The organism is candidate division Zixibacteria bacterium HGW-Zixibacteria-1 (assembly GCA_002838945.1).
GTDB lineage: Bacteria > Zixibacteria > MSB-5A5 > GN15 > PGXB01 > PGXB01.
This window is the reverse complement of the sequence record PGXB01000007.1, coordinates 37161-50905: the sequence shown is the minus strand read 5'-3', so window position 1 is coordinate 50905 and position 13745 is coordinate 37161. Positions and strand designations below refer to the sequence as shown.

Sequence of the window (13745 nt, the reverse complement as noted above, 5' to 3'; positions counted from 1 at the left end):
CTTGAAATCAAGAACATAATAAACTCCTCAACCCCGCCCATAGATTTCTTCTCAAGTCCCCTATCGAGAGGGGGCTTCAGGGGTGTGCAAGCCATGCTTGAGGGAAAACACACCCCGCCCTTCGGGCACCCCTCTCAAGAGGGGAGAAGGTTCCTGGCGGCTTTCTTATTTTCGCGGCATCCTCAAACATTATTAATTGCCTGGCATTAATGTTCTGTCAGATCTTGTCAAAGATCCTGAATTCTTGAAGAGACCTAGATTTATCGAGCTTGCGATCTGACAGTTATAGTCAACAAAAATGCCATAACATTTTCCCCTTGCCAACTCATATATATCTCGTATCTTTTCTGTATCTGTTGGGCAAGATATATTGCCGATTGGGGCAGGCTGAACCACCTGCTGATTTGGCGGTATAATAAATCGAATGAGAGACTTTATTATGATAAGAGTGCCGGCAGCGATTCTGGGCCTGATTATTCTGTTGCTGCCCGTGATATCGATTGCAAACGTGTGCGGGGATGTTGATGATTCCGGCGCCGTCAATATTCTGGATGCCAGCTATCTTATCTGTTATCTCTACAAATACGGCCCGGCCCCGGACTGTGGCGAGAAGCCGCCGACGGCATGAGCCGATGTCAATAACTCCGGCAGTATTAATCTGTTGGATATCACCTATCTTATTAATTACCTTTACAGGGGAGGCTCGGCGCCATGCCCCAACACCCTCTCGATTATGTGGCAGCATAGTTCTATCGGGCAATATATTCTGCATAATACCGCTGCCGGCCTTAAATCCCGGCTTGACAGCCTGGGCAAGGCGCATGACCTGCTTATACGCATGTGGGATTACCGGACCAATACCGCGCCCTGGGAGACATGGGCCGGGTGGCGGACCGATGATTTCGACAGCTCCAATCATGTTTGCGGCTGGATGCATCCCCAGCACGATATTTATAACTATTCGATCAACAACATGTACATTCATCACCTGACCCGATTCTGGGAAGGCATCTCCATGACCAAAGACAGTATCAAGGGCGGATTCCTGCTGGTCGATACCGTTGTCGATACCATCCCGAACCCCGACACATTGATCGATATCACCGATTTCGACATGCTCTGGTTCAAATACGGGCCGCTGATTTATGTCGAGATGTCCGATGACAGTCTGGCCTCGTATCGCAATCAGGCTTTCCGGTGGCGCGATTCGGCGGCTCTTTACAGCGATATTGATTTTATTTATATCATGGAAACGCCGGTCAAATATGACGGAAGATATGGTGTCGTTATGGATTCGGTGGATAAACACAATTGCATGGCCTGGAACGCTTTCTGGCTCGACACCCTTCAGGATTTGGACAATTATCCCAATTTTCATACCTGGTCCTTCTATGATGCCACGGTCCAGAAGATTTACGGCGACCCCAGGTACGCCTGTATCAGGGCCGAATATGAAGGGGATGATGTCCACCCCAACATGGCCGCCGCCATCTTACTCCAGAATCTGATCGTCACCGACTGGCTCCCCGCCATTTTGAATAATAAGAAATCGAGTCTAAGGTAGGTCGGTGTTACGAGCGCCTGAGCGCAGGCGAATAAGCGAGCAACCCGACATTCCTTCTGCGATATTCCCCGACAAAATTACATACAAATTGAAGTTTTGACCCCATAAAACCGGCCGGAAATTTCCTTGTAACTCGAATTCCTCATTTTGCTTACAAGGAATTGGCTTTGTTTTTGCGTTTTTAAAATAAATAAAAACCTATTCCCCGGAGAAAAATGGTTCGCCCCCAATAAGGTATAATTGTGGGCGACCGGGTGGCATTCCCAAACTTGTTTGGGGATGTGTTTTTAAAAGCCCCGCCCCAAATAAATTTGGCGCGGCTGGCGTGGCCCGGAGCTCCGCTCCGGGTTTCTTAAACCATGTTTCTTTGCAAAATCACCATCACCTTGATGTTAATTCCGTCCGCAGGGGGTATTATAGAGGGGTGTGAATAGAATTATGGCTATGGGTGCGTCAAAAATGTGGATTGTGGATACTCTGTTTGGTGCGAACGGAAACCCGCCGCGGCGGTATGCCCGCCAAATAACGGTAGGGACAGGACACCGGCCGGGGTGCCCCACAGCTTGCTGTGGGTTCGATTGCAATGGCAATAATCTGGCCAAAGCGGGAATCAATCGGGTTTTTAAAAAGGCAGAGACGCTTTATTGGTCTTCGGTGCATTTCAGGCTCGGCCCGGCTACTGTTTTGTAAGATACAAACCCACAGCAAGCTGTGGGGCACCAATACCGCCAAGGCGGGTGGAAATGATATCTTAGGGGCGGCGACCCACCGCGCGCAGATTGCAAATAAAAAAAGGCAGGCGCGGCGCCTGCCTTAGAGTTTGCTCCGTAATATGAATGTCAGCCCTTGTACGTCTCGGTCAACTCGAGGTTTTGCGCCGGATCATACACCTTGAATTCCTGCGTCGGGATGATCGTGTCGCGGACGATGTTAATTTTGAGACTATGCATTTTCATGATTTTCCCGATGCGGTTGGCGCCGTTGCCGACCAGCGTCTCGGCCATCATCGGATTAACCACCAGGTCGAATTTCTTGAAGCGGCCGTCGATTTTGGCGCGGTTGAACCAGCGCTCGATTTTGACGGCGACCGTGTCGCGCGAGGTGATGCGCCCGAAACCATGACAGTGCGGGCACGGTTCGGAGAACTGATGGGTCAGCGAAGGGCGGATGCGCTCGCGGGTCATCTCGACCAGTCCGAATTCGTTGACGGGGAGAATCGACCTTTTGGCGCGGTCGTTTTTGAAGGCATTCCGGAACTCATCGCTGAGCCGCTGGCGGTTGCCGCGGTTGGTCATGTCGATGAAGTCGCAGACGATCAGGCCGCCGATATCGCGCAGGCGGATCTGGCGGGAGATCTCTTTGACCGCTTCGAGGTTGGTCCGCAGGATGGTCGTCTCCTGGTCACCTTTGCCGACAAAGCGGCCGGTGTTGACGTCGATTGTCATGAGGGCTTCGGTCTGGTCGATGACAAGGTAGGATCCTTTTTTGATCCAGACTTTACGCTCGAGCATTTTTTCAATTTCGGGCTCCAGCTTGTACAGGTCGAATAACTGGGTGTCGCCCTTGTACATTTCGACGCGGTCTTTCAAGTGCGGCATGACATGACGCATGTAGGACATGATCGTCCGGTACTCGCGGCGGTCATCGACCAGCAGGCGGGTGACATCATCAGTGAAAATATCCCTGATGATCGACGTGATCATTTCCTCTTCCTTGTGAATCACCGACGGCGCGGGCAGCGTTTCTTTGGCCTTTTTAAGGTGCGCCCAGAGTTTCACGAGGCGCTTGATGTCGGACCGGAAATCGGGCTCGTTTTTTTCTTCGCCCTCGGTTCTGACAATCACGCCGAATCCTTCGGGACGCAGCGGATTGACCACTTTTTTCAGTCTCCGCTTTTCGTTCCAGCTGGAGATTCTCTTGGAAACGCGAACATGATCGTCATCCGGCACCAGCACCAGGTATCGTCCCGGTATCGAGACTTCGGTGGTAACGCGCGGGCCCTTGGTCGAAATCGGTTCCTTGATGACCTGGACGAGAACGTCCTGGCCCTCTTTGAGAACCGTTTCGATGCCGGCACGGCGGCTTTTGCGGACGATTTTTTCGGGCGGGTCCTCATCGACGAATTCGGGATCGAAGCGAGTCTCGTGAGGAGAAATCGATCCGATATCGGAAGCGTGCAGAAAAGCCGCTTTTTCGAAGCCGATGTCGATGAAGGCGGCCTGCATGCCCGGCAGGACCGTCTTGATTTTGCCCTTGTAGATATTGCCGACTAATCTCTCGGACTGGGGCCGTTCAAGATACATCTCGACCAGCTTGTCGTCTTCCATGATCGCAATTCTGGTTTCATATTCGGAGCAGTTGACCAGAATCTCTTTCTTCATTTCAGTTTGTAACCCCTTTCGGCATTTCGCCAAAAATTTCTTTGTCGGCCGGTTTATAGCCTCTCAAGAACTGATTGCCGCTTATTTTTGATTTTCCCTGAGGGAGCAGTTCGGTTATTTCGACGGCTCCGTCGGCGACGGCAATCAACAACTTATGTTTGTCAGGAATGATTTGTCCCGGCCGCAGTTTTTCCTTAGGGTCGATGCCGGCATTAACCGCACGGAGAACCTTAAGTTTGCTGTCCTTGAAATAGGTGTAGGCGCCGGGCGTGGTTGCCATACCCCGAATGAAATCGACCACATTTTTGGCCGGGAAGCCCCAGTCGATGAGGCAGTCAAACGGGGATATTTTCGGGGCCGGAGTGGCCAGGGAATCATCCTGTTTAATCGGTTCGATTTGATCGGATGCGATCAAATCCAGAGTTTTTTCGATGACCGGGCCGGCCATTTCAGCCATTTTTTCATATAGAGCGCTGAAATTGTCGTCCGGTTCGATTTTTATTTTTTCCTGATAAATGATATTGCCGGTATCGACTGATTTTTTCAGGAAAAAAGTGGTCAGGCCGGTTTCGGTCTCACCGTTGATAATGGCCCAATTGATGGGGGCCGCCCCGCGGTATTTGGGAAGCAGCGAGCCATGGAGGTTAATTGAGCCCTTGGGCGGAATCGTGAAAAGCTCGGCCGGCAGGATGCGAAAGGCAACGACGATAAATATATCGGCGTCGATTTCTTTCATGCGGTCGATAAATTCCGGATCTTTCAAAGCTTCGGGCGTAAAGACGGGAACGCCCAGCTTTACGGCCGTTGTTTTTACCGGCGATGGAATCAGCTTCAAACCGCGGCCGGCCGGCCTGTCGGGGCCGGTTACAACCGCCAGTAATTTGTGATTTGTATTGTTATACAAATACTCAAGTGCTCGCCGGGCGATTTCCGGCGTGCCCATAAAAACGAGATTCATATGGATTTCGGTTGTGGCAGGATAACCGAAAGGTTATGACGCGGCGGCCATTTTCCTAAGTTTATTGAGCTTACCCTTAACCAGTGCCCGGGATAACGGCGAAAAATAATCAATAAACAAGACGCCGTTAAGATGGTCATTTTCATGCTGGATTGCCCGAGCCAGCATTCCGGATGCCTCGAGTGTGAATTCCTTTCCCTCAAGATCGGTCGCCCGGACTCTAACCACTTCCGGCCTTTGAATACGTTGAAATATTCCCGGAAATGAAAGGCAGCCTTCTTCCAATACAACCTCTTCTTCGGAGGTATATATAATTTTGGGATTGATGAAAACTTTTATGGATTCGGTTAAATCAATCGATGTCAAATCGATGATAAAAATTCTCCTGGGAACGCCTACCTGAGGCGCCGCCAGGCCCAACCCGCCGGCATCTTTAAGGGCGGCGATCATATCGCTCACCAAATCTTTTGTCTCCCGGTCAACTTCCTGGATTGCTTCAGCTTCTTCCCTTAGAACCGGGTCGCCGTAATAAACTATCGGCCTGTCTGCCACAAAAACTCCCTAACTTTCAGTCCACCTTACCCGCAATGGAGGACTTCAGAACTTCAATTTTAACTTCATCGGTAATTTTGAGCACGATCTTGTTTTTGTCGTCATAAATGGCGAAAATGCTGCCAAAAATACCGCTGTTGGTCACCACTTTATCGCCTTTTTTCAACTCCGTAAGCAATTTCTCGTGCTCCTTTTGTCTTTTCCGCTGGGGCCTGATAAGTAACAGATACATAATCAGGAATAGCGGGATTAATATACCCCAGGTTGCAAAGAACGAACCCCCGCCCTGTGAGGCTTCGGGGCCTCCCATAAAAAACAGTAAAAAGTTATGCAACTTTTACTCCTTAATAATTTTATCGTCAGCCTGCTCAATTTCTGAACAGGAAAATTTTATCGTCACAATATACACTATCCACTTTTTTGAGCAACACTTTTATTCTATGGCTATAACAGTCAGCCGGATAGAAAGTTCCGACAGGCCGCCCGGCAGCCGGCGCCACAATTCCGATTATTTTAATAAATTCCTATTATTAATACAAAAATTATAAGGCTTGGGGGGTTAATTGAAAAAATGGCCTTAATCTCAAGGTGTTCTATCGGGCAGTACCCGCGTGACCGGAATAGTAAAGCGGGTTCGGCCGGGGCCATTCAATTCGATCGTGATTGATTTTCTAAATTCGCTGGTCAGCCCAAGAGGCGTAAGGGAAATAAAACCGGTTGCCGTTTGCCCGGCGCCGATTCTATCCGGCATCCTCAATTTCAAAAAATCCCGCGGGTAGTCAACGATATTTATATAGACCCGGTTCCTGGAAAAATTTTTGATTTGAAATGGAATTGTGTCGTCGGTTTCATTCACGGGAGTCGTGATATTGAATAAGTGGGGCATTATATTGATCGGGTAAGTGGTATCGAGACTGCGATAAACATTTGCGGTCAGGACAATCCGCCTTATTTTCTGGGGCATCAGGGAATCAGGTTCATTCGTGTAAATGGCGGGTGATTTGGTCACCATCCCATAATAGGCTTTGGAGCTGAAGATAATTTCCAGATCAAGGCTATCGCCGGGAAGAAGCTGGTCCTTTTCCAAAGGAGCTCTGGTGCAGCCTCAGCCGGGTCGGATCTGAAGGATATTCAGGGTATCATCCCCGACGGAATACATCCGGTATTTGTGGCTTATGGTGCCAAACTGAGGAACATAACCAAAATCGAATGTCGTATCGGGAATATACAGGCCGGGGCCGCTGACCGCGGGAAATGGATTTTGTCCGCTGTAAATGGGATTATCGCTGTCGCCGCATGTCACTGCAAGAATCATTAAGAACGCGACTAAAACAACGACTAATTTTTGTATATAGTGCATAATTGTAATCAATGATGTATTTATGCTTAAAAAATGATATTTTCTTAATATGTCAAGGCAATTAATTAATATTAATTATTGTTATCACATGCTTGTAATATTTGCAACATCTGGAGTAGCGAAGTGCGATAAATGTGTCGGCAAACACATATTTAACCTTGACAGGTCAGTCTAATATCGTTATATTTATTTTATCTGTTGGTCGAGGGCTATACTAATCTAATATTTCGCCGCATTAATTTTATCTGTTTAATAGTCTTTGAATCAGACATCAGCCGCCAACATCAATTTTATTTGCTATAAAACGGATCGAGCACCGGGGGCATGACATCCAATTACCCTTCCGGAAAGGGTCTCGGATGCAAGTCGAGAAATCGCGTTATAATTACGCACAGAGACGTTTTTTACGAGTTCCATCGCTATTCCTAATTTCGGGAAGTACGGCTCTGCTTCTGGCAATTTCTCATCTTATCCCGGAACTGTTTATCCTATCATTTGCAGCCTTTATTCCATTTCTCTGGCAAGTTTTAAGATCAGATTATTTTGATGCTATTCTACTGGGGCTGCTTCTGGCGTTATGTTATGTCGGCGCCGTATCGACGCAGGAACTGTTGATCGCGCCCATGACATTTATAATAAAGCTGCTGTTCCTTGGAATAGTCTTTTCCGTTTTTGGTCTCTCCCTTGGCCTGATAAAAAAGTTTATATGGCCCAATCCGCTGGTTGTCGCTCTTGCCTGGCTGCCCCAGGAGTTATTTATAGAAAAATTCAGCCCAGTGGGAAGCGTGTTTTTTCCGCAGAATAATGGATCGGTTATGATAATCAGCCTCAGCACATTGTTCGGTCTGGTCGTCTTCGCTGTCGGCGTAATCCTGTTAAATGCCATTCTACTGGAATTTTTGCACTATATATTCAATAAATCGAGTGAAAAGAAAAAGCATCTGAAAGATGTCGCATTTCATTTTTATCGCTATAAAAAAATAGTATTCATTTCTCGAGTCCTGATATTCAGATGTTCGCCTCGTTCCCCTCCGCGGCAGGCCCATCATTTGATTTATTAGAATAATATTTTAAATTCAGGATCGCTTGAAATTGTAATTGCAGGCGAGTAATATCTATGACTTTTGACTGGAGAAAAAGATGAGAATTCATAAAAATAACCGAAATTCTTTATTGGTAATTGTAATATTTATGGCGCTGTTGGTGACCCTTCAGGCCGACATGGCCCTATCGAGGGATAAAGAGGCTAAAGGGGCGGGAGAAATACATTATGCATGTCCAGCCGGTTGCAGCGAATGGACCATTGATGTTGATGTATTTGGGTACTCGGATTGGCTTTGGTTTCATCCGGATTCCACGCCTTCGCATGAAATGCTCTCTGGCGACTGGGCGGCGGCTATTTATTATGATGGTATTGAGACTTCGCCTCAGGCCACCTGGCTGACCGATTACTGGATCTGCCCTTATTACAGGACTGCTGAGACTTTCGAGCCGGTTTCCGGCCCGACATATACCAGCGGTGACCAGAGCGCGGGAACATCGACGATACGAGACAGGGCCATGACCCAGGTGGAAATTCAGATTGACTATGAATTGGTATGTGACGGGCCGGTGGCCATGAATATAGGTAGCGGATTGTTTGTTCCAAGCACCGATTGCATCGCCTATGTTACGTACACAATCAAAAATACATCGGCGACACTTCCATTGACCAATGTCTATTTCTATCAATTATTGCATGGTCACCCGGGCGACGAATATGATCCTGAGGTCACAGGCAGATATGATCCAGCCTTCATTCCGACGTATAACCAGCAGAATTACCACTGGGATATAAGTATGTGGGCCAAGTCCAGTTTTGGAAATGTGGAATATATTGGATTTAGCGTCGATTCGACCTTATATCCTTTTAATCGTTATGATGTCGCTGATTTTCGGGATGCAGGGGGTAATATTTGGCCTGCGACGGGGCTTAATAAGGATGTCGAAAACCGGGTTCTCTTGAACAGAAATTCCCTTGGTCCCGATTGCATCGCCGGTGCTATGGAATGGTCATTGGGAACCATTTCACCTTTAGGCCAAAAGGAAATCAAGGTCATGCTGTCGATGTCGAATTCTCCCGGACCGAGGAGGCTTCCGTCACTAACCGGCTATGGATTGCTAGTGCTGATAATTCTACTTGTGCTGGCCGCAATAACCGTGATTGTGCGTAAACGCCGTGATGTGATGACAACTGTATAGTGCAGTATTTTTCTGTGTACTAAAGACAGTGTCAGCATATGGTTGCTGCCTGTCGTATAAAAAAAGGGCGTATGAAGATACGCCCTTTATAATTTGGGGACCTATTGATTCCTAAGTCGTTTTGACTTTGGGTGGATTCCAGGCCGGGAGCGAACGCATCAGGTTGTCAACTATTTCAGCCGCTTCTTCCTGGCTGATACCGGTATTATTAACCCTGTATCTGATCATATTGACTCTGATTATTTCGCGCGGTTTGAGATTGCCCTTGTTGTCCACGCAGTCGGCGCAGTAATCACTGTCAAAATTACCGCGAGGGAAATCTGTTTTTTCTTTCATCAGCCTGGCACAGGCTTTACATATCGAAGTGGGCATGGGATTCCCTCCCTTATAATAATCTATCTATATAATAATCATTCGGTTATAAATCGAAAAGCTTAACCCGAACCGGCAAAAAAATCAGATTGAAATGTCGGCGATAAAAAAAACCGCCGACAGGCGCCGACGGCTCTAATTTCGGTCTATTTTGGCTTTAATAGCCGGGATTGGGATCCGGAGGTTTTTCGTCCGGTTTGATTTCTTCAGCCGGTTTATCCTCGCCCTTGTCTTTTTTCATCCTGTCCCGGATATCCTTAATTTTGCCGAATAATCCGGGGACGGCTTCGACCAGCGCATCCAGCTTGCCGGGTTTGGCCGAGAGCAGTTGAATCCGGTCGCCGTCGATAATAATAAATGCGGACGGTTCTATTTTGGCGCCGCCACCGCCGCCGCCGCCAAAACCGCCGCCTTTGTCGGGTGTTTCGCCCTGGCCGCCGCCCGCGCCGAAACCGACGGAAATCTTAACCACCGGAATAACCGTTTTGTCTCCGACCGTAATCGGATCGCCGACAACTGTCTGGGAATTGGCGATATCTTTCAGTTCGCCGACAATATCTTTGAGGATTTCTGATACCCTGTTATTCTCCGCCATGATCTCATCCTTTCTTTTCTAAAGCAGATTATTTGCTTAATTTGTGTTTCAGCCTGTCATATAGAAAACTGCAGACAAATCTAAATATATAGTACATACGCAAAGTGACAAGCCCTTTTCCTTCGAAAATCAAAGTTCCCGATGAGAAATCGGGCTTGAAGTCAACATGCGACATCAATTTCGGATACATTCCTTTCGCGGCCCAATAATAGCCATACATTTTGCCTGTATAAAAAGGTTCGGTAAAACCGCCTCTTATTTTTATAGCCAGTTCCTTTATTTTTGTTCCACCGATCAGGGCTTTGGCCATTTTCAGGTATTTTATGTCTATGTCGGAAAAACTAAACCGCTTTCGTTTCTTCTTCTTTTTCTCTTCGACCTCCGGGGCCGGTTCTTTTTTCTTTTTTTCCGATTTTATGGGAAATGAGAACAGCCGGATACCGAAGGCGGATACCATTACCGTTTTTGAAGAAATATCATAGGTCGACTTCAGGAAAATATAGGCGGCGGCGACTGTCTTTTCGGAGTCGTCGAATTTGGCCCGAATTCTTATCGAGGCCGCCAAAACCAGGCAGAAAAGAATTATCAGGGCCGCTATGATTACGAGAAGGGTCATCATCTATTATACTATGTCGGCTGATATTTTGATAAGCCAAGCGCTAAAAGCTGCCCGCCGACGGGCATAGCCCGGCCAGAACACAGGAACCGCAGTCCGGCTTGCGGGCCTTGCAGACAGCCCGGCCGTGGGATATCATCAGATGCGAAAAGATGATCCAGCCGGATTTCGGCAATATTTGCATCAGGTCTTTTTCGATTTTGACGGCATCTTTGTTTTCGGTCAAACCGAGCCTGCGGGACAATCTGATAACATGGGTATCGACGACGACACCTTCGGCTTTCCTAAAGGCGGTTCCGAGAATGACCGAAGCGGTTTTTCGGCCGACACCGGGCAGTTTGACCAGTTCTTCCATGGTTTCCGGGATTTTCCCGTTGTAATGATTATCAATAACAATGGCTGATTCCTTGATCGATTTAGCCTTGTTGCGGAAAAAACCGGTGGAACGGATATCTTCTTCGAGCTCGTGTATGTCAGCATCGGCGTAGTCGTGGGGTTTCCTATATTTTTTGAAAAGATCTTTGGTGACGATATTCACCCGTTCGTCGGTGCATTGGGCCGAGAGAATGGTGCTCACGAGGAGTTGATGCGGGGTTTTGAAATCGAGCGAACAGTCGGCTCCGGGATAGGCTTTTTTCAGAAGGGCGACAATCTTTTTTGCGGCATTTACGGTCATACGCTTAAAATAACCACGCGATCGATGTCGTTCAAGTCCTTGATTATAGTAAATGATCGATACCGTTTGTCGTTTTCGGTAAGGCGGATGATTTTGTCGGTTTGGTCATAACTCATTTCGAACATTATTCGCCCGTTTGGATTCAGATAGGCAGGGGCGGTGTCGAGCAGTTTTTTGATAAGATCGAGACCTTCCACGCCCGCGACAAGGGCGATCTTGGGATCGACGAGCACTTCGGGCTGAAGGGTGTCGTATTCATCATCGCGGATGTAGGGTGGATTGGAAAGAATCAGGTCAAATCTTTCGTCGGACCGAATCGAATCGAACATATCGGATTTAATAAACCGAATGATACTTTCGACGCCATTCATGGCGGCATTTTTTCTGGCCATAGCCAGGGCGGCCTGGGAGATATCGGAAGCAGTGACCCATGTATCGGGAAGTTCCGAGGCAATGGTCACGGCGATCACGCCCGAACCGGTGCACAGGTCGAGAATCTGCGGGGCCTCGATTTTTTCATTATTGATATAATTAATGGCCAGTTCGCAGAGTGTTTCTGTCTCCGGGGTTGGTATCATGACGTCGGGATTGACCAGGAATCGGCGGCCATAGAAGTAAGCTTCACCGAGGATGTACTGCAGGGGATAGCGCGTGGCCCGTTTTTCGATAATCTTGTGGAATTTTTTAAGGGCGGCGGTGTCAATAAGTTTCCAGCCATGCAAATAGATGGCGATGCGTTCGACCTCGAGGAGATACTCGAGAATAATTTCGACCTCGGTGGCGGCGGCATCGATACCGACATCGCGAAGCTTTTGCTCGGCATCTTTGATCATCCGGTGAAATTCGAGTTTATCCATATCTACAAGGGAAGTGATGTTATGCCGTTTTCAAGAATCCTCTGCAATTCGGGAGGAGAGGCACAGCCGGAGCGCCGGTGTCCATGCAGGTGATAAGCCGGCTTGCCGGTTTTACGTCGGTTGTGATTCGTATCCAATAGAGGCAGCGACATTAAGGCATTTTGAGCAATCAATACGCCGCTGAATGTCAAAACCGACGTTTTGATAAAATCACGTCTCAGCATTTGCTGTCATCCTCCTCTTCAGCCGCCAGGTTGAAGTTATTTATTTTCATAGCCGGCACTCTCATCAGGACCGAATACTGCGGATAAATGATCCTGTCAGACGAGATCATCTCGATGCTGGAAAAGGCTTCCAATATCGACTGGTTGGTGCGCATGTTTTTTATCGGCCGGCTGACAGCGCCGTTCTCAATCAAAAATGTTCCGTCGAGAGTGGTCCCGGTCACCATTGTCCGCATGGGATTGAGGAAATTGAGGTACCAGAAGTGTGTAATGTAAATACCTTTTTCGGTTGATTTGATCATCTCGTCGATTCGGCTGTTGCCCGGCGCCACCGACAAAGTTTTGGGATATGGGCCGTAATTGTTGGTCGGGGGAAGAGCATGGCCGGTGGATGCTGTTTCCATCAGATTGGCATAATATGAATTATATACCACGCCGGTGGCGACGCCCTTTTCAATTAATGGAACGTTTTTGCGAATGACCCCCTCGTAATCAAAAGGGCAGTAGTTGAAATCGGGATCGTCGGTATCTTCTCCAACCGAGAAATTGTCGCCGGCTATTTTTTCGCTGATTTTGCCGGCCATGAAGGATCGTTGCTGGTAAAATGTTTTGCATCCGAAACCCATGAATGAGAGCAACAGAAGAAGCTGTCCGACGGCGGCCGGTTCCAGTATGACGGTGTATTGACCATCCTCGATTGATATCGGGTCGATCGACCGGACGGCCTTTTCGACCGCTTTTTTGGCCATGTTATGGAAATCAATCTGCGAAGCATCGCGGTTAAATTCCATCGCCCAGCCGGAGTTGCCCCGCTCGCCGGACATGGTCAGCGATAATTGGGCATTGTTGCCCGTAAAAAACCGCTCCATGCCGAGGCTGTTGACAATGGCGAGGCCGTTGTGTTCGATGCGGAAGGCACCGGATGCTTTCAGGTTGCCTTTCAACCCCACGCGGTCGATTTTTTCCACAACATCGGCGCGTTCTTTGGGGCCGAAATCGGCTGTGCCGGGGATAACATATTTTCGTTCCGGCGGTTTTTGTTCCTGCACCGGAAAGGAAACAAATTTCTCATCGGGCGCCATATAGCCCATTATTTTTTCGCAGTCATCGATGGCCTTACGGATTCCGGTATCACTCAGGTCCCCGGTAGCGGTGACGCCGATACGCTTGTCCTTGACGGAGCGAATGTATAGAAGAGTCTCCGTAGTATCGATATTGTCGCTGATTCGTGATTCGGCGAATCGGGTCAACGACAGCCGCTGATGCTCCAGCACCGCTTCGCACATGTCACCGTTGGAGAATGATATGGCCTTCTTGGCTATTTCCAGAGCTTTGTCTTTTTCAAACAC

Annotated in this window: 18 protein-coding genes; 5 read left to right on the top strand and 13 right to left on the bottom strand. The window is 48.2% G+C overall.

The annotated features are described in order from the left end of the window. Window positions 1-424: 424 nt before the first annotated feature. The 3 genes from CVT49_04520 (at window position 425) to CVT49_04510 (ending at window position 2381) form a co-directional block, all read left to right on the top strand. Window positions 425-628, top strand: coding sequence for a hypothetical protein (locus CVT49_04520; protein PKK84237.1), 204 nt, complete (start codon window positions 425-427; stop codon window positions 626-628). A 105-nt stretch (window positions 629-733) separates the two neighbouring features. After that, window positions 734-1564 (top strand): hypothetical protein, encoded by an 831-nt coding sequence (locus tag CVT49_04515; GenBank protein PKK84236.1) that lies wholly within the window; start codon window positions 734-736, stop codon window positions 1562-1564. A 583-nt stretch (window positions 1565-2147) separates the two neighbouring features. Beyond that, a complete protein-coding gene (locus CVT49_04510; GenBank protein ID PKK84235.1) occupies window positions 2148-2381 on the top strand; it encodes a hypothetical protein in 234 nt (77 codons plus the stop codon). A gap of 22 nt (window positions 2382-2403) precedes the next feature. Here the strand turns inward: CVT49_04510 and CVT49_04505 are convergent, their stop codons facing one another. The 6 genes from CVT49_04505 to CVT49_04480 all read right to left on the bottom strand — a co-directional run bounded on the left by CVT49_04505 (window position 2404) and on the right by CVT49_04480 (window position 6770). Further along, window positions 2404-3945, bottom strand: coding sequence for a hypothetical protein (locus CVT49_04505; GenBank protein PKK84234.1), 1542 nt, complete (start codon window positions 3943-3945; stop codon window positions 2404-2406). Window position 3946: 1 nt separating this feature from the next. Then, window positions 3947-4903 carry a methionyl-tRNA formyltransferase gene (locus CVT49_04500; GenBank protein ID PKK84233.1) on the bottom strand — a complete coding sequence of 319 codons (957 nt, stop codon included), beginning with the start codon at window positions 4901-4903 and terminating at the stop codon, window positions 3947-3949. A 33-nt stretch (window positions 4904-4936) separates the two neighbouring features. Further along, entirely contained in the window at window positions 4937-5455 is a 519-nt protein-coding gene (gene def, locus CVT49_04495; GenBank protein PKK84232.1) for a peptide deformylase, read from the bottom strand. Between the two features lie 16 nt (window positions 5456-5471). Further along, the gene (gene yajC / locus CVT49_04490; protein PKK84231.1) at window positions 5472-5765 is read right to left on the bottom strand and encodes a preprotein translocase subunit YajC; all 294 of its coding nucleotides are present in this window, start codon (window positions 5763-5765) and stop codon (window positions 5472-5474) included. Window positions 5766-6038: 273 nt separating this feature from the next. Continuing rightward, window positions 6039-6542 (bottom strand): hypothetical protein, encoded by a 504-nt coding sequence (locus CVT49_04485; GenBank protein PKK84230.1) that lies wholly within the window; start codon window positions 6540-6542, stop codon window positions 6039-6041. A gap of 18 nt (window positions 6543-6560) precedes the next feature. After that, window positions 6561-6770: a hypothetical protein gene (locus CVT49_04480; protein ID PKK84229.1), complete on the bottom strand. Its 210-nt coding sequence runs from the start codon at window positions 6768-6770 to the stop codon at window positions 6561-6563. 404 nt (window positions 6771-7174) lie between these two features. Between CVT49_04480 and CVT49_04475 the strand changes: the two genes are divergently transcribed. Both CVT49_04475 and CVT49_04470 read left to right on the top strand, forming a co-directional pair. Then, window positions 7175-7876 (top strand): hypothetical protein, encoded by a 702-nt coding sequence (locus tag CVT49_04475; protein PKK84228.1) that lies wholly within the window; start codon window positions 7175-7177, stop codon window positions 7874-7876. A gap of 79 nt (window positions 7877-7955) precedes the next feature. Continuing rightward, window positions 7956-9056 (top strand): hypothetical protein, encoded by a 1101-nt coding sequence (locus CVT49_04470; GenBank protein PKK84227.1) that lies wholly within the window; start codon window positions 7956-7958, stop codon window positions 9054-9056. A 111-nt stretch (window positions 9057-9167) separates the two neighbouring features. Here CVT49_04470 and CVT49_04465 read toward each other — a convergent pair whose 3' ends face one another. From CVT49_04465 to CVT49_04435, 7 genes are all read right to left on the bottom strand, one after another. Next, window positions 9168-9428, bottom strand: coding sequence for a hypothetical protein (locus tag CVT49_04465; protein PKK84226.1), 261 nt, complete (start codon window positions 9426-9428; stop codon window positions 9168-9170). A gap of 157 nt (window positions 9429-9585) precedes the next feature. Then, window positions 9586-10023, bottom strand: a complete 438-nt coding sequence (locus tag CVT49_04460; protein PKK84225.1) for a sporulation protein — start codon at window positions 10021-10023, stop codon at window positions 9586-9588. A 28-nt stretch (window positions 10024-10051) separates the two neighbouring features. Next, entirely contained in the window at window positions 10052-10642 is a 591-nt protein-coding gene (locus tag CVT49_04455) for a hypothetical protein (protein PKK84224.1), read from the bottom strand. A gap of 40 nt (window positions 10643-10682) precedes the next feature. Further along, a complete protein-coding gene (gene nth, locus CVT49_04450; protein PKK84223.1) occupies window positions 10683-11315 on the bottom strand; it encodes an endonuclease III in 633 nt (210 codons plus the stop codon). Continuing rightward, window positions 11312-12172, bottom strand: a complete 861-nt coding sequence (gene prmC, locus CVT49_04445) for a peptide chain release factor N(5)-glutamine methyltransferase (GenBank protein ID PKK84222.1) — start codon at window positions 12170-12172, stop codon at window positions 11312-11314. Before prmC ends, nth begins: the two co-directional genes overlap by 4 nt. A gap of 2 nt (window positions 12173-12174) precedes the next feature. Then, window positions 12175-12396 carry a hypothetical protein gene (locus CVT49_04440; GenBank protein ID PKK84221.1) on the bottom strand — a complete coding sequence of 74 codons (222 nt, stop codon included), beginning with the start codon at window positions 12394-12396 and terminating at the stop codon, window positions 12175-12177. Beyond that, window positions 12390-13745 carry a hypothetical protein gene (locus tag CVT49_04435; GenBank protein ID PKK84220.1) on the bottom strand — a complete coding sequence of 452 codons (1356 nt, stop codon included), beginning with the start codon at window positions 13743-13745 and terminating at the stop codon, window positions 12390-12392. Before CVT49_04435 ends, CVT49_04440 begins: the two co-directional genes overlap by 7 nt.

What these genes read in the sequence shown, in the direction of transcription:
- CVT49_04520 (PKK84237.1), top strand. Translation starts at nt 425, where the DNA reads ATGAGAGACTTTATTATGATAAGAGTGCCGGCAGCGATTCTGGGCCTG.
- CVT49_04515 (PKK84236.1), top strand. Translation starts at nt 734, where the DNA reads ATGTGGCAGCATAGTTCTATCGGGCAATATATTCTGCATAATACCGCT.
- CVT49_04510 (PKK84235.1), top strand. Translation starts at nt 2,148, where the DNA reads ATGGCAATAATCTGGCCAAAGCGGGAATCAATCGGGTTTTTAAAAAGG.
- CVT49_04505 (PKK84234.1), bottom strand. Translation starts at nt 3,945, where the DNA reads ATGAAGAAAGAGATTCTGGTCAACTGCTCCGAATATGAAACCAGAATT.
- CVT49_04500 (PKK84233.1), bottom strand. Translation starts at nt 4,903, where the DNA reads ATGAATCTCGTTTTTATGGGCACGCCGGAAATCGCCCGGCGAGCACTT.
- yajC (PKK84231.1), bottom strand. Translation starts at nt 5,765, where the DNA reads ATGGGAGGCCCCGAAGCCTCACAGGGCGGGGGTTCGTTCTTTGCAACC.
- CVT49_04480 (PKK84229.1), bottom strand. Translation starts at nt 6,770, where the DNA reads ATGATTCTTGCAGTGACATGCGGCGACAGCGATAATCCCATTTACAGC.
- CVT49_04475 (PKK84228.1), top strand. Translation starts at nt 7,175, where the DNA reads ATGCAAGTCGAGAAATCGCGTTATAATTACGCACAGAGACGTTTTTTA.
- CVT49_04470 (PKK84227.1), top strand. Translation starts at nt 7,956, where the DNA reads ATGAGAATTCATAAAAATAACCGAAATTCTTTATTGGTAATTGTAATA.
- CVT49_04465 (PKK84226.1), bottom strand. Translation starts at nt 9,428, where the DNA reads ATGCCCACTTCGATATGTAAAGCCTGTGCCAGGCTGATGAAAGAAAAA.
- CVT49_04460 (PKK84225.1), bottom strand. Translation starts at nt 10,023, where the DNA reads ATGGCGGAGAATAACAGGGTATCAGAAATCCTCAAAGATATTGTCGGC.
- CVT49_04455 (PKK84224.1), bottom strand. Translation starts at nt 10,642, where the DNA reads ATGATGACCCTTCTCGTAATCATAGCGGCCCTGATAATTCTTTTCTGC.
- nth (PKK84223.1), bottom strand. Translation starts at nt 11,315, where the DNA reads ATGACCGTAAATGCCGCAAAAAAGATTGTCGCCCTTCTGAAAAAAGCC.
- prmC (PKK84222.1), bottom strand. Translation starts at nt 12,172, where the DNA reads ATGGATAAACTCGAATTTCACCGGATGATCAAAGATGCCGAGCAAAAG.
- CVT49_04440 (PKK84221.1), bottom strand. Translation starts at nt 12,396, where the DNA reads ATGCTGAGACGTGATTTTATCAAAACGTCGGTTTTGACATTCAGCGGC.